The organism is Myxococcus guangdongensis (assembly GCF_024198255.1).
In the GTDB taxonomy this organism is placed as follows: Bacteria; Myxococcota; Myxococcia; order Myxococcales; family Myxococcaceae; genus Myxococcus; species Myxococcus guangdongensis.
Map to the genome: position 1 here is coordinate 26,422 of NZ_JAJVKW010000021.1, position 22,794 is coordinate 49,215.

Genomic DNA, 22,794 nt, shown 5'->3' on the forward strand with positions numbered 1-22,794 from the left:
TCAGAGCGGTGCGGCGGCGCCCGCGGTGTCCGCGGCGGGGCTCGAGTCCTCGGCCACCGGCGAGTTCAGCACCCAGTTGACGCCGTACGTCTTGCCCAGGGCCCTGTAGGTGGCGCGCTTGCCACAGCCCGCGACGCCCGAGGTGACGTCGTCGATCCGCGTGGTGCTGAGCTGCGCGCGGGGACAGCCCAGGTCGAACTCCGCGCGGGCCCTCACGTCGGGAATCCAGCCGCACTGCCCGACGCGACAGCGCAGCTCGTAGACGCCCTCGGCGTTGCAGCCCGCCATCTGGTACTGGTTCTCTCCCAGGTAGGTGGGCGTCAGCTCCTCGGAGCACTTGAGGTCCTTCGCCGCGAGCTTCTCCAGGTTCGCGTAGCGCTTCGCGTTCATGGACGGCCCCATCTGGGCGAAGTCCACCTTGGCGTGGCTTCGACGCCCGCCGCAGCCGGACGCCAGGACCGCCACGCCCACACCCGCCAGCAACCACCGTGAGAGGTTCATGGCGCAATGACATAGCACGCCGTCAACGCCCCAGCGCGGCCGCCGCCAACGCCGCGACGCGCAGGTCCACCGTCGCGTCCCCTCCCTCCTCCACCAACCAGGCCGCGGACAGCCCCGTCCACGCGAGCACCCAGCGAAGCAGCAGCCCGCGCTCCATCCCCGAGGCCTCGGCCACCACCTCCACGCGGCGATGGAAGACCTCCGGAAGCACCGCCAGGGGCAGCTCCGGGTTGGCCATGTCCGGGTTGGTGAAGATGTTGGCGAAGTCGAAGCCGCGCGCGCCCACCAGGCGCTTCGGGTCGATGGCCAGCCAGCCTCGCGCGCCGAAGTCCAGGACGTTGTCGTGGTGCAGGTCCCCGTGCAGCACGACGGCCGGCGCCGGCGTCGCGAGCACCTCGCGCGCGGCGTGGTCCGAGCGGGTGAACACGCCCCCGTGCGTGGCGGCCGCGAGCGCCAGGGGCTCGAACCAGCGCGACAGCGGAATCAGGTCCTCGGGAGGTGGCGCCGGGCGAGGCGCGTGCAACCGGTCCGCGACGGCGCAGAGGATGCGGCACGCCTCGTCGTCCTGGCCGCCCCGCGCCATCTCGGTGAGCGAGCCTCGTCCCTCCGCGCGCTCCAGCAGCAGCGCGAGGCCCTCCGCCGCCAGCACGCGCGCGGCGCCGTCTCCCGCCCACCACGTCATCACCCGGGCGCCCTGTTGCTCCTCCGCGTCCAGCGCGAGCTTGAGCATCGCGGGCGCTTCATGTCGGCGCACCGGGAGCAGACGCGCACCCGGGGTGACGATGGGCGCGCCATCCGGAGTCAGGGACCAGCGGTGTAGGAATTCGTCGAACATGGGCCAATCATAAGACCCCGTGCGCCACGCGCCGTGCGTGCGCGCCATCGCCGCTACTTTCGCGAGCGGGTTTCCCGCACACTCGCGACATGGCGACCCTGCGTGAGCTCTCGGACTTCATCACCGCCGAATTCCCCCAGACGCGTGTGAGGGTCCTCGAGGTGGGGAACCGGAGCGCCACCGTCGCGCACGAGGTGGGCCCTGGAGAGCTGCGGCCCGGTGGCACGGTGTCGGGCCCGGTGCTGATGGCCACCGCGGACGTGGCGCTCTACGTGGCCCTGCTGGGCGAGATTGGCATCGTCCCGCTCGCCGTGACGACGAGCCTGAGCTTCAACTTCATGCGCAAGCCCTCCGCGGACCGCCGCATCATCGGCGTGTGCACCTTGCTGAAGGTGGGGCGGAGCCTCGCGGTGGGCGAGGTGTCGCTGTATTCGGAGGGCCTCCCGGAGCCCGTGGCCCATGCGGTGGGGACGTATGCCATTCCCCCTGCCGCGCACGGTGGCTCAAGGCCCTGATGGACGCAGGCGCGCGCAGAGCGCCCTCGCGTTGGAAGCCCGCCTTCTCCAGCACCCGACAGGACGCCGTGTTGTCGGCGAAGGGCAGCGCGAACAGCCGGAGGAGGTCCGTGTTCGCGAAGGACCAGACACAGAAGGCATCGAGCGCGGCGCTGACGATTCCCCGCCCCCACAGCGAGCGGCCGAGCCGGTGGACATGGGGCGGAGCATGCCACGTGAGCGCTGTCCGATTCGTTCAAGACGCCTGGCGGACACGTGCCCATCTTCAGCCCATGACCCTCTCCACCCAGGACGCCGCGCGCAGGCTCTACCGCCGACTCGAAGAGGCCATCCACTCCGGCGACTTCGACGTCGTCGATGACGTCATCCAGCAGGACGCCGTCGACCACCACCCGGACCCCGACATGACGCCGGGGCGCGAGGGAATCAAACAGGGGTTCGCCGGCCTGCGGGCCGCGTTCCCCGACATCCGCTTCGAACTCGAGGACCTGGTCGCCGAGGGGGACAAGGTCGCCTGTCGAATCACCGCCCGGGCGACGCACCTGGGGCCATTCATGGGCTTCGCTCCGACGGGGCTGCCGGTGAGCTACACCCTGCTGGACCTGCTGCGCTTCTCTCCCGAGGGGCGGCTGGTCGAGCGATGGGGGCTGGTAGAGGAGGGCCACCTGCGCCAGCAACTTGCGCGGCCGCCTCGCTGAAGCCACCTCGAGGCTGCGGGCGTGTTCGCCCCTGGGACGAGGCTGCGCGTAATCGAACAGGGGGCGCGCCGCTCGCGTGCGTGAATCCAGGGAGTTGCAGCGGGAAGGCCGCATGGCACATGACTCGCAATCATGCGGGCGCACATGGAGACCTTCCTTCAGGACGTGAAGTACGCGCTGCGCGGTCTGCGCAACAGCCCTGGCTTCACGCTCATGGCGGTGTGGGCCCTGGCGCTCGGGATTGGGGCGAACAGCGCGGTCTTCAGCGTGGTGAACGGGGTGCTCCTGCGTCCCCTGCCCTTCCACCAGCCCGAGCAGCTGGTGCGCCTGTACGGCAACCTCGCGGGCTGGGACCTGAAGGACATCACCTCGTCCGTCCCCGAGTACCAGGCCTATCGCCAGCAGCTGCGCGCCTTCTCGTCGGTGGGTGCCTACGTCCAGGGCGACATGACGCTCACCGGGCGGGATGCGCCCCAGCGCCTCACGGTGACGAAGGCCACCGCGTCGTTCGCGCCGACGCTCGGGCTCACGCCGTCGATGGGGCGGTGGTTCACCGACGCGGAGGAGACGCCGGGGAAGGACCGCGTGGTGGTGCTCACGCAGGGCGCATGGCGCGCGTACTTCGCCCAGTCGAGGGACGTGCTGGGCAGGAGCCTCCAGCTCGATGGCGAGGCGTACACGGTGGTGGGCGTGCTCCCGGCCGGGGGCCTTTATCCGGAGGACATCGACCTCTACCTACCGCTGGCGCCGCCCGCGGAGCACTTCACGGAGAACTATCGCGGCGCGCGCTATCTCTCCGTGCTCGGTCGGCTCAAGCCCGGCATGACGGAGGAGGCCGCGCTGCGGGACATGGCGCAAGTCGCCGCACGGGAGTCCGAGGCCCATCCCCAGCATTACAAAGACGCGGGCTGGTCGTTGTCGCTCAAGACGCTGGAGGAGCGCACGGTCGGCAGCGTGAGGGGCACGCTGTGGATGCTGCTGGGCGCGGTGGGCTTCGTGCTGCTGGTGGCGTGCTCGAGCGTGGCGAACCTGCTGCTGGCGCGGGCGGTGGCGCGAGGCCGCGAGGTGGCCATCCGCGCGGCGCTCGGCGCGAGCCGCAAGCGGCTGGTGGCGCAGTTCCTGACGGAGAGCTTGATGCTGTCCGTCGCCGGAGGGTTGCTGGGCGTGCTGCTCGCGGCGTGGGGCCTGGAGGCGCTGCTCGCGCTGGTGGGTGACGGGTTGCCGAGGGCGACGGAGGTCCAGCTGGACACGAGTTCGTTGCTCTTCACGGGCGGCGTGTCGCTGCTGACGGGGCTCCTCTTCGGGCTGGTGCCGGCGCTGCGTTCGAGCAGGGCGGACCTGGCGTCGACGATGAACCAGGGGGCGCGGGGCACGGTGGATGGAGGGACGAGCCGGCTGCGCGGCGGCTTCGTGGTGGCGCAGGTGGCGCTGGCGTTGGTGTTGCTCGTGGGCGCGGCGTTGTTCGGGCGCAGCTTCCTGGCGCTGCGTCGGGTGGACCCGGGGTTCGCGGCGGACGGTGTGCTCGCGGGCTGGGTGTCATTGCCGCAGGCGGGCTACGGGGAGAAGGCGCGGCAGGCGGACTTCCAGCGCGCGCTCCTGGAGCGTGTCCAGGCGCTGCCGGACGTGGAGGCGGTGGGGCTCACCAACCTCCTGCCGTTGTCGGGGCAGCGCGACAACACCTTCGACATCGAGGGGCGGACGTTGGACCCGAGCGCTCGGCTCCCGGCGGTGCAGTACCGGGCGGTGACGGCGGGCTACTTCCAGGCGCTGCGGGTGAAGCTGCACCAGGGGCGCATGTTGCGGGACACGGACGATGCGGGCTCACCCTGGGCGCTGGTCATCAACCAGCGCTTCGCGGACCTCTACTGGCCGCGCGGTGATGCGATGGGACAGCGGCTCAAGATGCACACGAAGGATGCGCAGTGGGCGACGGTGGTGGGCATCGTCGAGGACCTGCGGGAGGCGAACCTGAGCGAGCCGGCGAGGCCCACGGCGTACTGGTCACTGGCGCAGCTGCCAGCGCTCCACATGGGGATGGTGGTGCGGCCGAGGCATGGGGCGCCGGAGTCGGTGCGAGCGAGCCTCGAGTCGATGCTGCGCGAGGTGGACAGGGAGGTGCCGCTGTTCGGGGTGGCGCCGCTGTCCCAGCGGGTGGACGACGCGCTGGGCTCGCGGCGCATGTCCGCGTTGTTGATGGGGTTGTTCGCGGGCGTGTCGCTGTTGCTGGCGGCGCTCGGGATTGCGGGCGTCATCGCCTACTCGGTGGCGCAGCGCACGCGGGAGCTGGGCATCCGGATGGCGTTGGGGGCGGACCGGAGCGACGTGCTGCGGTTGGTCCTGGGACAGGGGATGCGGCTGGCGGTGGTGGGCGTCGGCGCGGGACTGGTGCTGTCGGTGGGCCTGGCGCTGGGGCTCGAGCAGGTCTGGGGGCCGATGTTGTACGAGGTGACGGCGAAGGACCCATGGACCTTCATCGGCGTGGCGGGGCTGCTCGGGGGCGTGGCGCTGGTGGCCACCTGGGTGCCCGCGATGAAGGCGACCCGGGTGGACCCCATCGTCGCGCTCCGGGCCGAGTAGGCGGAAGACGCCTGTCCTGCTCAGGAGGAGCCATCCTCCTGCGGCTTCTCGCGGTGCAGATACGCGTATCCACCCCTGAGGCGTTCGAGGGCCTCCGCAGCCGAGGTGGCCACCGTGCCGACCCAACCGGGAACGGGCGTGTCGTCCGCGAGCATCGCTTCCATCGCGGGGATGAGCGGCGGATGCGCTGTCGCGCCGAGCGCGAAGAGCGCGCAGTAGCGGACCTCCGGCGCGGAGTCCTTCAACGCCGCCAGCAGGGCCTGGACTCCTGCCTCGAAGCGCGTGGAGCCCACTTCGACTTCCGCGAACATGTAGGCGAGCCCCTCCGACGCCTGGCCTCGGACCTTCTCGCCCTCCGTCGGGTCGGACAGGACCCGAATCATGAGCTCCCACAGCGCGTCGGGTTCTCCATGCCAGCTCAGCGCATGGAGAATCGCCTGGCGATTGTCCGCGCGTCGCTCGAGCGCGAGCAGTTCGAGCAATCGGGGCAGGGTGGAGGGGTCGGACGAGAGGAGGTTCGCCGCGGGGATGATGCGCTCCCGCTCGGAGGAGAGGATGTCCTCGAGCGCGGCGTCACGCTGCTCCGGTGGCAACCGAGGGCGCTGCTTCCTGGCCAAGCTCTACCTCGATGGGAATCGCCGCCAGCGTCGTGGGCGTCGAGCCCACCGAGCCCCTGCATCGCGGCCTGCGGACATCGAGGCCGCGATGGGACGGAAATCCCCCCCCGGAACTGACACCTGGCGCCGCGCCGCTACGGCGGGCGCCCGGGGGACCTCACGCCGCGTCGCGCTCGGCGCTCTGTTGGTGGTCCTTGCTGGCGCGATGGCGGCCCAGGTAGTGGCCGAACGCGGCGAGCAGTGCCTCCGAGTCCTTCATCTTGTTCAAGCAGATGGACACCTTGCCCTGGGTGGCCCCCGTCCCGTTCAGGAGCAGGTCCAGGTACTTCTTGAACATGCGGTCCTCGGTGGTCGCCGTCGTCACCTCGTTCAGGTGCACCGGCGCCGCCCACTCCTCGCAGTACACCTCGGCGTAGGTCAGCCGGACCTCGTGGCCCTCCTCCTTCGCCTCGAACGTCACCGGCGGGAAGTACCGCTCCACGTGCGCCTGCTCCTCGTCGTTGGACGGCGCGTACCGGTAGGCCAACGCCACGTCGTGCGCCTTCGAGAAGCGCGACTCGTACGCCCCCCACAACCGCGCCTCGATGCCATCCGCGTCCTCGAACGCCTCCGCCCACGAGGACGTCACCGGCTCCACGAGCATGCTCCCCATGTCGTCCGGCGACAGCTTCACATTCACGTTCTCCAACCGCGCCGACAGCGGCGGGTGCGAGTCGAACGGATGCGGCGTCACCGAGCCGTGCAAATCCCCCTGCAGCGCCTCCGACTGCGCGTACTCGGCGAAGCCATGCGCCACCCGCTGCGCGATCGCCACGCTCTGGTGCTGCTCGTCGCGGTTGAACAAGGCCGCCTCCACGCGGTCCCGGAAGTTGGCGTACGCGCCCACCTTCACCAACGAGTGCGCCACGTCCCGCCCCGAAGTCACGCTCGCCGCCAGCCGATCCGCCGCCAGCTCGCTCGCGCGCCGGCTGCGGCCCAACGACAGCTCGAACAGGCCCCGGTAGGACAACATGAAGTAGTAGATGGGCTTGGTCAGCCCCCCCTCGTGGAGCGCCTCCAGGTACTGGCCGAACCGCGCCAGCATCGGCGCCAGCCGCTTGCCGTGGCCCGTGTCGCCGCCCAGCAGGTGCCCCATCTCGTGCGCCAGCACCGCCTCCGCCTCGCGCCGCTCCAACAACCGCAGCAGCGCCAGGCTCACGTACAACGTGCGCCCCTTGAGCGTCCGCTCTCCCACGCGGATGTCGCTCTCCGTGACGAAGAAGTTCGCGTCGATGCCCGCCAGCAGGTGGTCCGGCGGCGGCGTCTGCAGCCGCTGACACAGCTTGCGCACGTGCGCCCAGAGCTCCGGCGCCTTCGACTCCTCGACGACCTCCGCCTCCACCTCGAAGTCCATCGGCGGACGACGGAAGATGGCCACCACCACCATGAACGCCGCCGCCGCCGCCATCAGCCCCACCGCGCCGATGAGCTTCACCGAGTAGCGCTGCGTCAGCACCGCCGTCACCCAGTACGACAGCCACACCGCCAGCGCCCCCTGGCCGATGACCTGGACCGCGCTCGCGAGCCGCAACAGGTTCCAGCCCACCACGAAGCTCAGGTACTGGAGGGGCCGGGAGATGAACGCCGCCAACCCGCACAACAGGGCCACCAACGCGGAGGCGAGCCCCAACAGCACCAGGCCCCACGTCCCGCGGTACGCCCAGCCGAACTGCTTCGCGTCCGTGCACCCGTCACCGAAGCTGGCGCGGAAGCCCGCTCGCTCCTCGTCCGTGCTCATGCACGCGTCCACCGCGGAGAAGGTGCTGTACGCCTCCAGCACCTCCTTGCGCTGGACCTCGTCGAGTTCCCGGTCCAGCATCACCTGCTGCGAGATGGCGTTGCGGATGCGCTCGTCGAACCAGTTGCTGGCGTATCCCGTGAACCAGAGGCCGAACACGGGAAGGGCGAACAACAGAAGCGCGGGCAATACATAACCGCGCAGGACACCGGAGGCGGAAGAGGTCGTGGCCATGATCAGTGGAGAGTGGAGCCCTTATCCCACGGATGGGTTCCCGCAAACCATGGCCCCCAGGGGCCCCGGAAAACAGCCACTGGGGATTCCCGAGGAAATCCCGGTCAACGCTTCTCGAGAATCGAGCGCGGGTCGAACGTGACGCGGATGTGGGTGATGCGTCCGTGCTCGACGTGGCACCAGTTGGCCACCGGCGTGGGCGCGCCGTCGTGCGGATGAATCTCGAACCAGGTCAGCACCTCCGGGCCATCCACGAAGCGGTGCAGCACGCGCATGCGGGGTGACACCTTCCACATGCCGTTGACGAGCCCCTTCACGCAGGCCTCCGCGCCCTCCGCCGTGCCGAGCGCGCCGACGAAGCTCACCTCGGGGGCGAGCGTCCCACGCAGCTTCGCCTCGTCCTTCGTCGTCCAGGCATCGAAGTACGCCTTCACCACCTCCACGGGACTCTCCACGCTCCACCTCCTGGAATGGCCGACACGGGGGTGTGTCGGAGTCACCGTATTCATGGTCCTGGCCGCTGACAGCCCTGTGTCAGGTTTCCGCGTCCCCTGCCACGAGGCGGCCCGTCGGCGCCCGTGAAGCCAGGCACCACGCATGGCGGACGAGCGTGCCTCGTGGATGACGTGGAACTTCCACCCCAGTCAGTTCCTCGTCGTCGGGGCGGGCGCGGGCAACGAGGACATCGACGGCAACGGCGTCTCCCCTCCACCGCGCCGGGGCCCGATAACTGTCGGAGTGAGAGGGACAGGCTGGCGCCCCTCCAGCGACGATGAGGGGATTTCAGGCCCTGCTGCTCACCCCGGTGCCTTGAACGGGACAAGCTCGTCCGCCATCGGCACGGGAACTCGCGGGTCATCCAGTGCAGCGAAGAGGTCGACCCGCTGGATGGGCAACTCTCCCATGTGCTCCTCGGCCCACCGTGCCGCCGCCCCGTTGAGCGGACTCTTGATGTTGTAGCTCTGGAAGGTGATGAGTTCACCGATGCGCACGATGAGCGCCGCAAGCGACTCACCCGCGCTCCAGTGGTCTCCAATGCAGATGGCGTGCGGGGCGATGTTCGGGTGGAAGACGGGCGTCAGCATGCGGCACTGGGGCGCCTGGCGCGGATAGCCCAGCGTGAGGAACACCTCCACGAGATGCTCATCCTTGGGCACCACCTGCTCGTTCTGCATGACCAGGCCACGCACCCTGTACTCCAGTCGGTATCGTTCGGGAGGATCTCCCGAGGCCTCTCGTATCCGGATGTAGGGATGGTGACCGAAGCAGCCCTGAACCATGCGCTGGTCCGCGACCAGTCGCCGATGTCTCACGTTCATGGGAGACTCCTCTCCTCTTCGGAGGATGCTCGCACGAGCTCCCGAATGGGAGCATCCGCGTCGCGCAGCGCCTGGGCAATGGTGTCCGCGCTGATGGCGAACCCCAACCCCTCCGAGTGGTTGCGATCCATGGCCCAGGTGTTGATGCCCAGGAACACTCCGTCCATGGAGTACAGCCCCCCGCCACTGTTGCCAGGATTGACGGCCACCTGGACCTGGAAGACGCGTCCCTCGATAGCGCCCATGGGAAGGCGTCGCACCGCGGAGAGCACGCCCGTGGTGTACGTGCCGTCGAAGCCCAGCGGGTTGCCCACCGCGAACACGTCGTCCCCCACCCGCGCGTCCGCCCGCGCACTCAGCGGCATGACTTCGCCCACGCGGGACTGTCCCGAGTGCGCCTCCACCACGACCAGGTCCAGCCCCACCGGGCCACTCCAGAGCACGCGCCCCGCAACCTGCTCTCCATCGTGGAAGAGTACCCGAGGCATCGCCCCCTGGGGGCACTCGGCGACGTGGCGATTGGTCAACAGCAGCGTCCGCCCATCCCGACTCGCCACATTCACCCCCGAGCCGAGCAGACCCTCCGGGCCCTCGCACGTCAGGCGCACGTTGGCGAGCAGGGCCTGTCGGATGTGCGAGGGGGCCGACATGACCTCCAACGCGCCAGACGTGAGCATGACGGGCGGAGCCGCGAGCCGGGGGACCTTCGACGGCATGAAGAGCGCCCACCCCAGTCCTCCCGTCCACGCGATGAGTTCGACGACCCCCACCAGGAGCCCCGCCAACGCGAGTCCGAAGCCACGCGTCCCTTCACGACCGCGCAGCCGAGACAGCGCCACCGCCCCGCAGAAGATGGCTACGGGTCCCAGCAGACAGCCCGCGAGCGGCACCCCGAGGAGCGACAACGCCAGCGCTCCGGACGCCAGCGGGTCCACTCGCCGGGGGTCACCACGGGACGGAGCCGCGAGCGGGAGGGACGCACGCACGGGGAGCGGCAGGACGGCGCGCTCCACCTCCTGAAGTTCGATGCGGATACGCTCGGACTCGGGGGCACTCATGTCTCCGCACCGAAGAAGAGCCCGACAACCACGAACAGGAGCGTGGCCGCCGCCGCCACGCCAAGTCCGAGCCAGGCCATGACCCGGCGCTGGGATGGCAGCCGGCGAATCGCCGCGCGGTTGCGCAGGAACCAGACCCCGCCTACCACCAGCGCCAGCGGCGCGGTGCAGGGTACCAGCCCCGCGATGAACAGCCAGAGGGCCGTGGTCCCCACCGCCGCGCGGCGCGCCTCCACCTGCTCCTGGGTCTCCACCTCGGCGGCCGTCATCGGCTGGTCCGAGGCGAACACGGCGCCACAGTGGCGGCAGCGCAGGGCCGCGACCTTGATCTGCTGCCCGCACTCCGTGCACGCCTTCTCCTCCTGCCCCCAGTAGGCATGACCGAGCGCCGGCGGCTCTCTGGGGCCGGAGGAGGGCATGTGGAGGCAGCCATACTGCGCGCAGCCGCCATTCTCCGCCCAGCACTCGGCATGGAACGGCGCCTCGCAGGCGGGGCAGGTGCCCACCTGCTCGTCGGTCGCGATGTCCGTCTGGCAGATGCCGCAGGTGTGGCCCACGTAGGCGGCCGTGGGTCGGGGCTCGAGCGCGGACATCTCAGTCTTCCTTCAGTCGCAACACGAAGACCGTCTTGCCGATGCGCACCTGGTCGCCCGACACCAGTCGCTCGCGCGACACCCGCCTGCCATTCACATACGTCCCCGTGGGGCTGTCGCGGTCCTCCAGTTCATAGCCCTCGCCCAACGCATGGATGAGGGCATGGGAGGGCTCCACTTCCGGGTCCTTGAAGAGGTACACGTCGCTCTTGGGCGAGCTGCCCACGGTGGTGGGGCTCTTGAAGAGCACGAACTCCTTCCCCGCGAGCGGCCCGGTGAGCATCTTGATCCACGCCTCGCGCGCCGCCAGCTCCACCAGACCCGTCATCAACCCCGTCACAAACCCGATGACGCCGAAGCCCACGCCCCGGCTCAGCCAAGCCTCCCCTCCCGTGTCGAACAGCACGTTGATGGGGTCGAATAGCAGGCCGCCTATCAGCGCCCCGACCATCCCTCCCACAAGGCCGTTGACGAGCAGCTTGGAGGAGCGCAGGGCCACTCCTTGGCCGAGCCCCATCGCGGCTCCCGCCAAGGCCCAGGCCAGGCCTCTCACGGACATCTGCACCAGGAGCTGCGCCGTGGTCATCCCCTGCTCGTTCGGCTCACCCATCCCCTCCACCAGCCGGGCCCCCAGTCCATAGGCCACCTCCGCGGGGAGCGTGACCATCAGCCCCACGACCAACCCCATCCCCATCCCCACCGCGCCACACACGGCGGCCCGATGAAAGGCCCGTGACAAGAGGCCATCCGCGGCACCGATGAACAACCCGATGAACGCGGCGATGACGGCGAACACGAGGAGCCTCGTCATCGTGGCACGTCGCTCCGCCTCGGGCAGGTTCACGCCCAACCGGGCGTCCCGACTCCCCTCGGGCAGTTGGATGACCTCATAGGCGGAGACTGAGCGCTCCGCGCCCTCGCCAATCACACGCCCCTTCACGCGAACCACCTGCCCGGTGGCCAGCGTCTCCACCGCCACCACCTCGCCGTCCCGCTCGACTCGGGTCGACCAGGGGCTCACCCACACCTGAACCATCCCGATGCGCACCAGGGTGAGCTGCTGGCCGGACGGCGTGTGGTAGCCCGGGCTCACCAGCTCCACCACGCTTGCGAACTCCACCCCCTCCGTGACGAAGGGCTCGAGCACGGCCCAGCCGGAAAGCCCTCCCAACAGGCCCGCCAGCGAGAGCGCGACATAGGCGCGATAGAAGAAGCCCGTGGGCCGCTCCTCCACGCGCTCGGGAGCCGGCGCCATGCCAAACGACAGTTGCCGTGCGAGCGCCTCGTCCACCTCGGACGAGGCCAGCTCTTCGGGCGCGATGACAATCTTGTCCGCCATACCCGCCATGGGCGACCTCCTCAGCCTTTGGCCGTCTTCGTGGCGCGGCGGCGCCGCCGCGCGAAGAGCACTGTCGCCGCGACGGCCACGAGCGCCAGCACCACGCCTCCCACCAACACGAGCACGTGCGTCCGGGACGGCGAGCCTCGCGCGGCCGCCTTCGCATCGGGAGGTATCTCCGGCGGGGGGCTGGGCGCGGCCACCGTGCTGCCTGCGCTCCGCCCGCCCGCCAGCAGTTCGAGCAGCGGAACCGCCCGGCCCTGGACGTCCCGGAGCGGGACCCCCACGTAGAGCTCCCCGTTGCGATCCCTCAGGACCGTGTCGCGCTCAGGCGCGAGCTGGACGACCTCCAGCCCCAGCGCGACCCCTGTCGCCGGGTCCTGCTCGAGCAGGAGCATGTGCTGCGAGCGTCGGCGTCCCTCGGCGGAGAGTCCTGGCGCGATGACATTTCCCAGGTAGCCGTAGCCCAACGCGAGGGCGCCCGCGGCGACGACCGCGAGCATCCAGAGGGGAAACCCCTCCGGGGGACGCCTGTGCGTGGAGGCTTGGAGCGCCGTCGCGGCCCGCCCCAACGCGCTCACGGCGGCCGCCAGGTCCCCGCCCTCCCCACCGCCGGTGGACGACTCCACGGCGGCGCCCAGCGGCTTGCGCTCTCGCCCGCCCAGCCAATAGCGCCGTGCCTGCCGCAGCTCTCCAGACAGGCCATGGAAGAAACCCTCGGTACCCGCAAGCGGGTCGTACACGTAGGCGACCTGATGCGGCTGCGAGAAGAAGTTGCGATGGATGAACGTGTCCATCTCCGAGAGGAAGATGCCGAACCCCCCGTGCGTGTGGTACCAGCCGACAATCTGCGCGTCGGGGTGCTTCGCATCCATCTCGCGGTGGATGTGATTCCACGTGTCGTGGGTGAAGGTGACCTGGGCGCCCTGCTGTCTGGCGGCCTCCCCTCGAATGATGTGGGTGATGCTCAGGTAGGGGCCCCGCGCATCCTCGAGCACGCGGCCCACCAGCACGCCGCAGACCTCCACATCCGGCTCCAGCACGGCGTGGCCGATGATCTGCGCATACGGTTGCTTCTCCATCGCGATGCGCAGCTCGCCCGGTCCGGGTGTGACCTCCCCTCCGGGAAAGCCCCCCGACGTCGGCTGCTGCTTCTCCGCCTGCGCGCCTTGGCTCATACGCCCTCCTCGTCCAGCTCGCCGAGCACGCGCGCCCGGTCACCACACAGCTCGAACCCCACCACGCGCTCCCCCACGCGGCCCACCACCACGTCCCACGCCGGTACACCCAGTTGCGCCAAGGTGAGGTCCAGGAAGTCCTCGTCGCCACGCAGCCCGTGGAAGAGCCGGGGTGAGCGGCGCGCCCCACAGGCCGGGCACACGCCCTCCGCCTCCGTCACCTGTGAGAGCGACCGGAACACGCGCTCCTCACGGCCGCAGCCCGGGCACTCGAGCCCGTGGAGCAGCTCGCGGCCAAACTCGAGCACCGCTGCGGAGCCGAGCGCCGCCCGAGCCCACCCGAGCGCCTCTCGGGCGCGCACGTCCAGGGTCGAGCGCGCCACCGGCTCGATCGCCTGGAGCGGGTCGTGGCTCAGACACTCGGGATTGCGCTGGTAGCGGGTGACGTACGACTGGTGTGTCAGGCCGTCGAAGACGAACCCCGAGCCCGCGAGCGTGGGCTGGCCGTGAAGCAGCTTTACCGCCTCCTGGCACTGGATGGCGGCGATGACCGAGGCCGTGGTCGGCGTGGTTGGCACCTTGCCCTGCTCCTCGAGCTGCCGATTGAGCAAGCTGCACGAGCGACGTCGCTCGAGCAGCCGCCAGTCCTGCTCGCTCATCGTGCACTCGTAGCAGGGCCCTTCCGGTGGGGTGAACACGCGGGCGACACCGGAGAGCACCTCGATGGCACCATCAATCCAGGCCCGGCCCACCCGGTAGCAGGCGCGGTTGAGGGTCAGGCGCGCTTCACGGTTGTCCAATGCGCCGACCACCACGTCCGCCCAGCGGAAGAGCCCGAGCCCCAGGTCGTGCACCACGTTGGCGCGAAGGGGGCGGACCCGGAGGTCCGGATGAATGGCGCGCGCTCCGTCCGCCACCGCGTCCACCTTCGCCCTCCCCGCGTCGGAGGGACGGAACAGCGGCGAGCGGGAGAGGTTGGAGGTCTCCACGACGTCCATGTCCACCACCACCACCTGCCCCACGCCCAGGAGCGACAGGTTCTTGAGCACCTCGTTGCCCAGCGCCCCGGCGCCTGCCACCAGCACCCGCGCGCGGGAGAGCCGCGGCTGGTCCCACCAGTCAATCAGCTCGAAGCGACTGAAGCGCCCCTCATTCACAGACACCTTCACGAGACACGCGCCCCGGCGGTGATCTCCGGCTGGAGCCGCAGCACGTCCCCAGGCTGGACCTTCGCGTCCGCGAGCGACTGCGTGTCCAGCAGCTGCGTGCCACTGGCCTTGTGGTGGAACTTGTAGCTCATGGGCTGGCCGTCCGGGCTGTGCCGCGGAAGGTGCATCTTCTCGACCAGCACCACCAGCACGCGATTCACTGGCGCGTCGTCGGGCAGTTCGACCTGCTGTCGCTTGGCGCCCGTCGCGTCCCAGACCTCGACCGTCATCATTCCCATCGCATCGGCTCCGTGGAGGACACGCGCTACATGAAGACGCCGACGACGGAGAGCAGGACGAGGAGTCCGGTCAGCAGGGCGTTGGCCACGATTCCCACCATGGGCAGCATCGCCCCCGTGCCCCGCCCCAGGTCCCTGCTGATGAAGGACAGCGACACGCCGCCGAAGGCGCAGAGCATCGCCAGCATGCCCAGGCCGGTGGCGAAAGGCTCCTTCAGCTCTTCTCCGTACAGCACCGGGTAGAAGAAGAAGCAGCCATTCACCATCGCCGCCACGAACGCGAGCCCCAGTCCACCGACGGCGTAGAGCGTGGCCCCCTTGGGGCCTCCGGCAGCCGGGCGCAGCATGCAGGGAGGACAAACAGGCCCTGCCTCGGTGGAGAAGAGACAAACCGGGCAGTAGGCATCGCCGCAGCGCGTGCACACCTGCGGGCTCGTCACCGTAGGATGGTTGCGGCAGGTCTCCGGCAGCGTTCCGAAGCCGACCTGTTGCGGCTGTTCCAGGCTCACGGGAGCGCCCCCTTGATGCGGGCAACCATGCCCACCAGCGACATGATCAACACCGCCGGAGCGATGAGCAGCGCGGCGTTCGCCTTGCCCAGCCCGCCCACCGTGGCGTCCCTCCCAATCTCCTTGCGCGCCGTCAGTGCGGCACTGATGGCCATGGGGGCGACGATGAAGCCAAAGCAGAAGATGCCCAGGAAAGCCAGCCTCAGCGCCCGAGTGGCATCCTCAGACTCGCGCGTTATCGTCAGCGCGGATGCGGGAACAGCCATGATCTTGCATCCACCGCAGTAACGGTTGGCCTGCATGGGCACGAGGCAATTCTCACAAAACGCCTCCGCGCAGCCTGCGCATGACGCGGCAGCGGTGACGGACGGATGATTCTGACAGTGCAAGCCCCCTCCTCGACGGAGTCCGGTTATCCGGTATCCGTTCATTTCTTGTCAAGGCACGTACATTCCAGACATTCCTACACTGCGAGCAACGCCCAAACACAAGCAAGCGATGGAGCCTCGCCCCCGCGAAGAAAGAATGGGCTGAAAAGACTGCCGCGACTTGAATGGCTTTCCCATTTCACCCACAGGGCCGACTGTTCTTGCGTTTGCCCCCGAGATGATTCCCCCCAACGAGAACGCACATACTCGGACGCAGCGACGGCAAGGGATGGCCTCCCGACGCCAACGTCCTCGGTACCTGACAGAACTGTCTTCCCGAGCGCCCCTCGAACCGACGTTCCGGACTTCGCGGACAGGGAGCCAATGTAGGCCCCTGAGGGCTATCGCCGATGTTGTCCTGACAGGGGGTTACCTCCGCCACTCCGCGGGCACGTTCTTCTCGGTGGCGTAGCGCTCGAGCTCGGAGAGCTGCTGGCTCGCCAGCTTCAGCTCCGCCTCCACCTCTTGCTGGCGCCGCGCCACGGGCTTGCCCGAAGCCTCGTCCTGACGCAGGCGCGTGCGCTCCTCCTCGAAGCGGGCGACACGCGCCCGGGCCTTGCCGAAGGACGTGCGCCACCGCTCCTCCTCGTCGCGCGACTGCGTCCCCACGAGGCGCTGCTTGAAGCGCTCGCGCTCCCAGCGCTGGATGCCCGCGGGGTTCCGGTTCCACGTCTCCCGGGCGTCGCGCACGTCCTTGAGTGACACCTCGAGGCGCTCCAGGTCCTCACCACTCCCCTGCCCCGCCTTCAGCGACGCCGTGCCCGTCGCCGGCAGCACGCAGGTCTCCACGGGCAGTCGCGCGCCTCCGATGTGGATGCCCCGGGTGAGCCCCTTCGAGAGGAACCAGCGCAGCCGCCGCGAGTCCTCCTGCGCCGCCAGGGACTGGCTCAGCGGCCGCCAGTCCTCGAACTCCAGGTCCAGCGTGCACGTCTTCCCCTCCGCCTCCAGCTCCATGCGGCGCTTGAGCGCCGTGGGTGGCGAATCGAACCGCTCGAGGACCAGCACCACGAGCCCCAGTCCGTCGACCCGCTGCACCGAGAGGAGCACCTGCTGCTCGGTGTCCACCTGGAAGCGCTGCACCTCGCGCGACTCGTCGCGAGCCACACGCTCGAGCAGCTGCTTCCAGCGCTCCGTGGACTCGGGCGTGGTGGGCACGGGGAAGAGCTTGCTCGCGTAGGCGATGGGCAGCGCCAACCCCAGGCCATCCGAGTTCTCGATCTTCATCGAGACGACGCCCACCACTTCACCCTGGCCATTCAACAGCGGCCCGCCACTGTTGCCGGGGTTCACCGAGGCGTTGAACTGCACGTAGCCCGTCCCCAGGTACTGGCGGCCCACGTAGCCCACCTTCCCCTCGTGCACGGTGAAGTCCAGCCCCTTGGGGCTGCCGATGAAGACGAGCGGGTCTCCAGGCTCCAGGCGCGTGACGTCGCCCAACGGCAGCGGCGCGGCCTTCGCGCCCACGACGCGAACGGTGGCGAGGTCCAGGTCCACGTCGGTGGCCACCGTCTCGCCGAGCAGCTCGCGTCCATCCGCGAGCACCGCCGTCATCATCTTGCCCGGAGGGCACACCACGTGCTCGTTGGTCAGCACCAGCTCCGGGTCCACGAAGAAGCCGGAGCCCGTCTTGTTCCCGCACCGCAGCGTCAACGTGCTCGGCCCCGCGCGGCGGGAGATCTCCGCGGTGGAGAGGGCCACGGGCCCCGCGGCCTTCTCACCCTGAGGCGCCTCACCCGAGGCGAGGGCGAGGACCTCCGAGCGCGTCTGCGCGAAGCGCGGAGACCGGGCCGCCCAGACGCCCAACCCCACGGCGGCCAGGAGCAGCAGCCCGAGGAGCGCGCGACGGCCCCCATTCGAGGGCGCCTCGGCGATGACCGCCACCTCCACGAAGGGGCGAAGGTCCGCGCGGGCGCCCTGGGCGCGGAGCACCGTCAGGAGCTTCTCCGCGAAGGCGCGAAAGACACCGTGGGCCAGGGGCGCGCCGGCCCTGGCGAGCAGGCTTCGGGCTTCGGTGAACGAGGGAGCGGGCGGGCCCAGTTGAGCGATGGCACGGGCCAGCGCGAAGCGTGCCCGCTCATCCGCCACCGCGTCCCGCAGCACCACATCGACCCGGAGGCTGGCGCCGCACACACACCGCGCCACGTTCCCCGCATCCGGCGCACCACACCGGAGGCACCTCAGCTCGACAGACTCCGACATTCCCGCGCTCCCCCAGCAACAGCCCGTGGCTCCTGGCGCGCGTGCGTCCTCCGCGAGGTCGACGGCGCCTGCCCATCATGCCTCCGAACGCGCGCGACGTCCCGCCCTCGTGCGCCCCCCACTCCGGAAGGCCTCGCGTCTTCGCGAAGCCAGGGGTCGAACCCGCGGTGGGATTGGGCTTCAGGAACCATCCGTGCGTGGCTACGCTCTCGCCCGCCTGAGGCATGGCGGGACATGGCGTGATGGACCCCACGGGAATCGGCGTCGCGGACATCGAGCGTCGGCGCGTGCTGGACCCCGATGGCGACAACATGGAGGCCCTCCATCGGGAGCGCTGAGCTCGCCTTCGCTTCAGCATGCGAAGCCGTGGGAGCCGAGCGTCACCCAGGGCTGCGGCGTCGGGGCGTCTCCGAGGGCATGTCACGCCATGGGGGCCTGCAGGGGCACAGGCCTCGGCAGGGCCGAACAGCGGGCTGTCGGCGCCCTCCTCCACCAGCACGAAGAACTCACGGCGCTCGGGAGGGTGGAAGTGCGCATGCCGTGAGCCTGGGGGCCACGGTTCCTCACGAGACTCTTCGCTGAAGACTCACACGCGGGCCCGTACCTCAAACACACACGTCTGGCATAGACTGCGCGCCGTGCTCGAACCCTCGCAGTCCGACCTCACCGCGATGGAAGTGGCGACGCTGCGCGGCCTCGCGGAGCAGGCGGTGCTCGCCCATCAGGGAGAGACCACGCTCGACGTGGAGACCTTGAGCGCGCGACTGCGCGAGGTGGCCCACCGAGGTGGGCCGCCCGAGCTGGGCACGGTGCTGTGGGAACTCCTGAGCTCCGGCACCCTGACGACGGTGCGGGACCGGAAGGGACGCTCCTGCCGGGCGCTCGCGGTGAAGGCGCTGCTCAAGCTCGATGGCCCCGAGGCACGGCGCCTGACACCCGAGGACCTCACCTTCGGGCGCACTCCCGCCCTGGCACCGCCGCGATGGGTCCTCGTCGTCTCGGCCGCGCTCACGACGCTGGGGGGCCTGGGCACCGTGGTGGTGAGCCTGGTCGGCCACACCATGGTGAGCCTCGCCTTCCACGGCCCCCTCATCCCCCCCTTTCCCCAGTTCCTGGCGGCACTCGTCGGGGGCCTGACAGCCTGGCGAGCCCTCAAGCTGGTCATCGCCCCAGAAGCTCGCCCTGCGGACCTCCGGGCGCTGCTGCTGCTCGCCGCCGCGGGCGCGCTCCTCGTCACCCTGGAGATACCCGCCAGGATGGAGGGAGGGCCCGACGGCCTGTTTTCCCCGGTGCTCGCCGCGCTCCCAGCGGCCCTGACGGCGGTCTTCTTCCGAGCCTCCGGCATCCCTTTCAGGGACAACGCGTGAGCCCCCCACGCGCCGGTATTCGTCGACCCTCGAGGCCGCCTGTGAGAAGGTGCCCGGGCCTCACACAACCCAAGGGTGCAGCACACCGCTGCAGGACAGTGGATGGTCGGGCCGCCATCCGAGCCGGTTGAACCGCCGGCGAGGATGCGTCATGTCGACCCCTGTCCCTCCCCCTCCCTCGTCTCCGCCGGAGGCCTGGGAGCCCCTGCTGCGCCTCGTGCGTCTCGCGAGCCGTCCCCTGGAGCGCTTCCTGCGCATCCAGGCCGCGAGCGGAATCCTCCTGCTGGTCGCGGCCGCCGTCGCGCTCGCCTGGGCCAACTCCCCATGGGCGGAGAGCTACACCCGCCTCTGGCACACGCCCGTCGGCTTCCGGCTCGGCGCGTTCAGCTTCGAGCGCTCGCTGGAGTGGGTCGTCAACGACGGGTTGATGGTCATCTTCTTCTTCGTCGTCGGCATGGAGATCCGCCGCGAGGTCCACCACGGCGAGCTGTCCGAGTGGCGACGGGCCGCGCTGCCCGTCGCGGCCGCGCTCGGCGGGATGGTCGCCCCGGCCCTGCTCTACCTCGCCTTCGCGGGTGCCCCCGAGACGAGGAGCGGCTGGGGCGTCCCGATGGCGACCGACATCGCCTTCGCGCTCGGCATCCTGACGCTGCTCGGCAAGCGCGTGCCTCCCGCCTTGCGAGTGCTGCTGCTGGCCCTGGCCGTCATCGATGACCTGGGCGCCATCGTCGTCATCGCGCTCTTCTACTCCTCGGGTGTCTCGCTCGTCGGGCTGCTGACGGCCGCGCTCGGCTTCGTCGGCGTGCTCGCGATGCAGCGGCTGGGCGTGCGCGCGAAGTGGGCCTACGTCATCCCCGCGCTCGTCGCGTGGGCGGGCATCTACGCCGCGGGCATCCACCCGACCATCGCCGGCGTCATCGTGGGCCTGATGACCCCCGTGCGCGCGTGGCTCGGGCCCCAGGGGCTGCTCGTCGACGTGCGACAGGAGCTCGAGACGCTCGGACAGCAGCCCACGGGCGCGCACTCCCACGAGGACCTCTCGCGAGTCCTCCGCCACGTGGACCTCGCGCGGCGCGAGGCCCTGTCCCCCGCGGAGAGCCTCATCGAGTCCCTCCACCCGTGGGTGGCCTTCGGCATCATGCCGGTGTTCGCGCTCGCCAACGCGGGCGTCCAGCTCTCGGGCGGGACGCTCGGCGCCTCCGCCTGGAGCGTGGCGACGGCGGTGGCCGTGGGGCTCGTCGTCGGCAAGCCCGTGGGCGTGCTGCTCGCCATCGGCGCGACGCTGCGGCTGCGCATCGGCACGCTGCCAGCGGGGCTCACCGCGCGCCACCTCGTGGTGCTCGGTCTGGTCGCCGGCGTGGGCTTCACCATGGCGCTGTTCATCGCGCAGCTCGCCTTCACCGACGCGAGCCTGCTCGCCGGCGCGAAGCTGGGAGTCCTGGCCGCGAGCGCCTGCGCGGCGATTCTCACCCTGGTGCTCGGCCGGCTCCTGCTCCCGACGGTCACTCCGGGCACCGCGGCGAAGAGCGCGGACGAGGCGGAGAGCTCCACCGAGCTGTGAGGCTCAGCCCGGCTGGAGGAAGCGCCCCTCCACCAGATGGTCGATGACCTCCCGCGCGGAGTGGGGGTCCAACCGCGCCTTGCTGCCCAGGTGGGACACCGCGCTGGACACCGTGGTGGGGCGCTCGAACGCGGCGAGGGCCGCCAGCAGGATGGCGCCGTCCTCCCCCTGGACCAGCGTGGGGTCGGAGAACTTGCGCGGGTTGACGGTGGGCGCGCAGCTCAAGGTGATGCCGTCGACGGAGCGCAGGACGGTCACCTCCTCACGCGCGACCTTCACGGGAGCCCGGTGGCTGCCCAGCCAGTCCCCCAGCGAGAAGCGCCGGGGCGAGGACGCGGTGTTCACCAGGCGCGTGCGCCCGTTGACGTCGAGGTTGCGGCGTCCATCCCGGTGCTTCCACGCCAGCGCATCCACCTGCTCGGAGGTGCGCTGCACCGCCGCCTCCAGCTTCGCGTCGCGGAAGCGAATCATCGGGACGGACACGTCGCCGGGCGCGCGGCGCTCGAAGAAGTCGAGGAACTCATTGAACGTGCGCGCCTCGCTCACCATGTCGAAACGCGTGGGGTGCTCGGTGACGAGCGCGCCGGGCTGTGACTCCAGCCGCTGGTAGCCCACCACGCAGTCCTGGTCGATGATGCGCCGGACCAGCGCGAGCTCCTCGACGAGCGTGGCCTCGCTGGCGAACGGCAGCCCGCCGATGCCGGAGATTTCGATGCCCAGGTTCTTGTAGCGACGGCAGCCCTCGATGAGCTCGAGCAGCTCCCGGTCCTTCGCGCACGGCTTGAGCAGCCCGCGGCCCATCTGCTCCAGGCGCTGCTTCTCGGAGAAGCAGCCGATGTCCACCACCATGTAGACGCGCTCGAAGGTGTTCGACAGCGCCTCGACGAGTTCCAGGCGCGGCACGCCCCACAGGAAGTACGTGCAGCAGTGTCCCGAAAGGTCCACGCCCGCCCAGGTGCTGCCCAGGAACTCCGCCGAGCTCCCCGCGAAGTCGTAGCGCATCTGCCACGTCTTGCTGGCGATCTCCTGGTGGTCCTTTCGGACGCTCTCCTCGGAGCGAAGGAAGGGCTTCGCCCGACCGAAGGCGGCCTTCTGGTTGCCGCGCGCACCGCCGCAGTACAGGCAGTTCTCGCCGCACCCCTTGCCCGGCGCCACCCAGCCGGAGAAGGAGCTCAGGTCGAGCTGGCTCAGGAACATCTCGCCGAAGTGCGAGTAGAAGACGTCCTCGGTGTTGGTGGCGCCCTGCACGTATTCGAGCGGCAGCCGGCGCGCACGGCCGTCCGGGTCCCGCCTCACGCAGTTGGGTGGCGAGTCCTCCCCCTGGCACAGGGCCAACAGCGGCCGCTCACCGTCCCCCAGCACCACGTGGTCGATGCAGTCGAACGCGTGCAGCTCCCGCCACCAGAAGGACGCGGAGTTGCCGCCCACGACGACGCGGATGGACGGGTCGATTCTTCGCAGCGTCCGCGCGATGAGCAGCGCGCGGTCCACGTGGTGGAACCACTTGAGGCTGATGCCCACCAGCTTGGGGCGCACCCGGCGCACCAGGGCCTCGAACGAGCGGATGACCTCGGCCTCCGTCTCGTCGCCATCGTACAGCCGCACGAAGGCCTCGATGCCGCCGCGTCGAAGGTAGCTCGCCAGGTAGAGGATGCCACACGTGGCCTCCCCCATCCCGGCACCGACGAGGAGCACTGGCGAGAGCACACGACCACCACCCATGGGACACGCACCGACCTTTCCGACGAAGGCGGCGCAGCGTAGTCCATCCCGGGGCGATGGACGCGCTTCAGGTTCGAGCGTCTGAGCGAGCCCTCAGCGACTCGACACCTGGGGCGGTGGCCCCGCCCTGCGCCAGGTCAGCACCCTTTCGGGAAGAGGCTCCCCTCGATAACACAGACACCCTCCAGGGCGACAATCACAGACAATGCGGGTGCCGCCCCCCGCATCACGCGCCCCGACCTGTCGTTCACACGGCCCCACACCCGAGCCCGGGCGCGCGCCCGCCAGGAATCGCCCACCGGCGGGCACCGGGACACGCG

The 22,794-nt window shown here is 70.1% G+C and carries 21 protein-coding genes and 1 pseudogene; 5 read left to right on the top strand and 17 right to left on the bottom strand.

What is annotated here, in order from left to right; translation table 11 throughout:
- Complete coding sequence (locus tag LXT21_RS40380; RefSeq protein WP_254043584.1) at positions 1–501, bottom strand: hypothetical protein; 501 nt, start codon at positions 499–501, stop codon at positions 1–3.
- A 22-nt stretch (positions 502–523) separates the two neighbouring features.
- Complete coding sequence (locus LXT21_RS40385; protein ID WP_254043585.1) at positions 524–1,336, bottom strand: aminoglycoside phosphotransferase family protein; 813 nt, start codon at positions 1,334–1,336, stop codon at positions 524–526.
- 89 nt (positions 1,337–1,425) lie between these two features.
- Here LXT21_RS40385 and LXT21_RS40390 point away from each other — a divergent pair, with 89 nt between their 5' ends.
- The gene (locus LXT21_RS40390; protein ID WP_254043586.1) at positions 1,426–1,851 is read left to right on the top strand and encodes a PaaI family thioesterase; all 426 of its coding nucleotides are present in this window, start codon (positions 1,426–1,428) and stop codon (positions 1,849–1,851) included.
- A 43-nt stretch (positions 1,852–1,894) separates the two neighbouring features.
- Here the strand turns inward: LXT21_RS40390 and LXT21_RS45055 are convergent.
- Positions 1,895–2,029, bottom strand: a pseudogene (locus LXT21_RS45055) (GNAT family N-acetyltransferase); the annotation flags it as partial.
- Between the two features lie 94 nt (positions 2,030–2,123).
- Between LXT21_RS45055 and LXT21_RS40400 the strand changes: the two are divergent.
- Entirely contained in the window at positions 2,124–2,549 is a 426-nt protein-coding gene (locus LXT21_RS40400) for an ester cyclase (RefSeq protein ID WP_254043587.1), read from the top strand.
- Between the two features lie 144 nt (positions 2,550–2,693).
- Entirely contained in the window at positions 2,694–5,126 is a 2,433-nt protein-coding gene (locus tag LXT21_RS40405; RefSeq protein WP_254043588.1) for an ABC transporter permease, read from the top strand.
- A 20-nt stretch (positions 5,127–5,146) separates the two neighbouring features.
- Here LXT21_RS40405 and LXT21_RS40410 read toward each other — a convergent pair whose 3' ends face one another.
- The 13 genes from LXT21_RS40410 to LXT21_RS40470 form a co-directional block, all read right to left on the bottom strand.
- On the bottom strand, positions 5,147–5,743 hold the full coding sequence (locus LXT21_RS40410) for a HEAT repeat domain-containing protein (RefSeq protein ID WP_254043589.1): 597 nt from the start codon (positions 5,741–5,743) through the stop codon (positions 5,147–5,149).
- A 157-nt stretch (positions 5,744–5,900) separates the two neighbouring features.
- A complete protein-coding gene (locus LXT21_RS40415; RefSeq protein ID WP_254043590.1) occupies positions 5,901–7,754 on the bottom strand; it encodes a M48 family metallopeptidase in 1,854 nt (617 codons plus the stop codon).
- Positions 7,755–7,858: 104 nt separating this feature from the next.
- On the bottom strand, positions 7,859–8,209 hold the full coding sequence (locus LXT21_RS40420) for a nuclear transport factor 2 family protein (RefSeq protein WP_254043591.1): 351 nt from the start codon (positions 8,207–8,209) through the stop codon (positions 7,859–7,861).
- 342 nt (positions 8,210–8,551) lie between these two features.
- The gene (locus LXT21_RS40425) at positions 8,552–9,073 is read right to left on the bottom strand and encodes a ubiquitin-conjugating enzyme E2 (RefSeq protein WP_254043592.1); all 522 of its coding nucleotides are present in this window, start codon (positions 9,071–9,073) and stop codon (positions 8,552–8,554) included.
- Positions 9,070–10,131 (bottom strand): trypsin-like peptidase domain-containing protein, encoded by a 1,062-nt coding sequence (locus tag LXT21_RS40430; RefSeq protein ID WP_254043593.1) that lies wholly within the window; start codon positions 10,129–10,131, stop codon positions 9,070–9,072. The genes LXT21_RS40425 and LXT21_RS40430 overlap by 4 nt, the downstream gene beginning before the upstream one ends.
- On the bottom strand, positions 10,128–10,724 hold the full coding sequence (locus LXT21_RS40435; RefSeq protein ID WP_254043594.1) for an RING finger protein: 597 nt from the start codon (positions 10,722–10,724) through the stop codon (positions 10,128–10,130). The genes LXT21_RS40430 and LXT21_RS40435 overlap by 4 nt, the downstream gene beginning before the upstream one ends.
- 1 nt (position 10,725) lies before the next feature.
- Positions 10,726–12,072 carry an FHA domain-containing protein gene (locus LXT21_RS40440; RefSeq protein ID WP_254043595.1) on the bottom strand — a complete coding sequence of 449 codons (1,347 nt, stop codon included), beginning with the start codon at positions 12,070–12,072 and terminating at the stop codon, positions 10,726–10,728.
- Between the two features lie 11 nt (positions 12,073–12,083).
- Complete coding sequence (locus LXT21_RS45280; protein ID WP_267145445.1) at positions 12,084–13,241, bottom strand: Mov34/MPN/PAD-1 family protein; 1,158 nt, start codon at positions 13,239–13,241, stop codon at positions 12,084–12,086.
- Entirely contained in the window at positions 13,238–14,398 is a 1,161-nt protein-coding gene (locus LXT21_RS40450) for a ThiF family adenylyltransferase (RefSeq protein WP_254043596.1), read from the bottom strand. The genes LXT21_RS45280 and LXT21_RS40450 overlap by 4 nt, the downstream gene beginning before the upstream one ends.
- Before the next feature lie 8 nt (positions 14,399–14,406).
- Positions 14,407–14,688, bottom strand: a complete 282-nt coding sequence (locus LXT21_RS40455; protein ID WP_254043597.1) for an EsaB/YukD family protein — start codon at positions 14,686–14,688, stop codon at positions 14,407–14,409.
- Positions 14,689–14,714: 26 nt separating this feature from the next.
- Positions 14,715–15,035, bottom strand: coding sequence for a hypothetical protein (locus LXT21_RS40460; RefSeq protein WP_254043598.1), 321 nt, complete (start codon positions 15,033–15,035; stop codon positions 14,715–14,717).
- 158 nt (positions 15,036–15,193) lie between these two features.
- The gene (locus LXT21_RS40465) at positions 15,194–15,463 is read right to left on the bottom strand and encodes a hypothetical protein (protein ID WP_254043599.1); all 270 of its coding nucleotides are present in this window, start codon (positions 15,461–15,463) and stop codon (positions 15,194–15,196) included.
- A 531-nt stretch (positions 15,464–15,994) separates the two neighbouring features.
- Complete coding sequence (locus LXT21_RS40470; RefSeq protein WP_254043600.1) at positions 15,995–17,824, bottom strand: S1C family serine protease; 1,830 nt, start codon at positions 17,822–17,824, stop codon at positions 15,995–15,997.
- A gap of 638 nt (positions 17,825–18,462) precedes the next feature.
- Here LXT21_RS40470 and LXT21_RS40475 point away from each other — a divergent pair.
- Together LXT21_RS40475 and nhaA are read left to right on the top strand one after the other, a co-directional pair.
- Positions 18,463–19,191, top strand: a complete 729-nt coding sequence (locus LXT21_RS40475; protein ID WP_254043601.1) for a hypothetical protein — start codon at positions 18,463–18,465, stop codon at positions 19,189–19,191.
- Between the two features lie 151 nt (positions 19,192–19,342).
- A complete protein-coding gene (gene nhaA, locus LXT21_RS40480) occupies positions 19,343–20,752 on the top strand; it encodes a Na+/H+ antiporter NhaA (protein ID WP_254043602.1) in 1,410 nt (469 codons plus the stop codon).
- A 3-nt stretch (positions 20,753–20,755) separates the two neighbouring features.
- On the opposite strand, the gene LXT21_RS40485 is transcribed toward nhaA, so the two are convergent.
- The gene (locus tag LXT21_RS40485) at positions 20,756–22,474 is read right to left on the bottom strand and encodes a B12-binding domain-containing radical SAM protein (protein ID WP_254043603.1); all 1,719 of its coding nucleotides are present in this window, start codon (positions 22,472–22,474) and stop codon (positions 20,756–20,758) included.
- Positions 22,475–22,794: the final 320 nt, after the last annotated feature.

Bases quoted from the DNA above. Each gene is read 5' to 3' on its own strand.
- LXT21_RS40380 (WP_254043584.1), bottom strand. From the start codon at position 501: ATGAACCTCTCACGGTGGTTGCTGGCGGGTGTGGGCGTGGCGGTCCTG.
- LXT21_RS40385 (WP_254043585.1), bottom strand. From the start codon at position 1,336: ATGTTCGACGAATTCCTACACCGCTGGTCCCTGACTCCGGATGGCGCG.
- LXT21_RS40390 (WP_254043586.1), top strand. From the start codon at position 1,426: ATGGCGACCCTGCGTGAGCTCTCGGACTTCATCACCGCCGAATTCCCC.
- LXT21_RS40400 (WP_254043587.1), top strand. From the start codon at position 2,124: ATGACCCTCTCCACCCAGGACGCCGCGCGCAGGCTCTACCGCCGACTC.
- LXT21_RS40405 (WP_254043588.1), top strand. From the start codon at position 2,694: ATGGAGACCTTCCTTCAGGACGTGAAGTACGCGCTGCGCGGTCTGCGC.
- LXT21_RS40415 (WP_254043590.1), bottom strand. From the start codon at position 7,754: ATGGCCACGACCTCTTCCGCCTCCGGTGTCCTGCGCGGTTATGTATTG.
- LXT21_RS40425 (WP_254043592.1), bottom strand. From the start codon at position 9,073: ATGAACGTGAGACATCGGCGACTGGTCGCGGACCAGCGCATGGTTCAG.
- LXT21_RS40430 (WP_254043593.1), bottom strand. From the start codon at position 10,131: ATGAGTGCCCCCGAGTCCGAGCGTATCCGCATCGAACTTCAGGAGGTG.
- LXT21_RS40435 (WP_254043594.1), bottom strand. From the start codon at position 10,724: ATGTCCGCGCTCGAGCCCCGACCCACGGCCGCCTACGTGGGCCACACC.
- LXT21_RS40440 (WP_254043595.1), bottom strand. From the start codon at position 12,072: ATGGCGGGTATGGCGGACAAGATTGTCATCGCGCCCGAAGAGCTGGCC.
- LXT21_RS45280 (WP_267145445.1), bottom strand. From the start codon at position 13,241: ATGAGCCAAGGCGCGCAGGCGGAGAAGCAGCAGCCGACGTCGGGGGGC.
- LXT21_RS40455 (WP_254043597.1), bottom strand. From the start codon at position 14,688: ATGGGAATGATGACGGTCGAGGTCTGGGACGCGACGGGCGCCAAGCGA.
- LXT21_RS40460 (WP_254043598.1), bottom strand. From the start codon at position 15,035: ATGCTGCGCCCGGCTGCCGGAGGCCCCAAGGGGGCCACGCTCTACGCC.
- LXT21_RS40465 (WP_254043599.1), bottom strand. From the start codon at position 15,463: ATGGCTGTTCCCGCATCCGCGCTGACGATAACGCGCGAGTCTGAGGAT.
- LXT21_RS40470 (WP_254043600.1), bottom strand. From the start codon at position 17,824: ATGTCGGAGTCTGTCGAGCTGAGGTGCCTCCGGTGTGGTGCGCCGGAT.
- nhaA (WP_254043602.1), top strand. From the start codon at position 19,343: ATGTCGACCCCTGTCCCTCCCCCTCCCTCGTCTCCGCCGGAGGCCTGG.
- LXT21_RS40485 (WP_254043603.1), bottom strand. From the start codon at position 22,474: ATGGGTGGTGGTCGTGTGCTCTCGCCAGTGCTCCTCGTCGGTGCCGGG.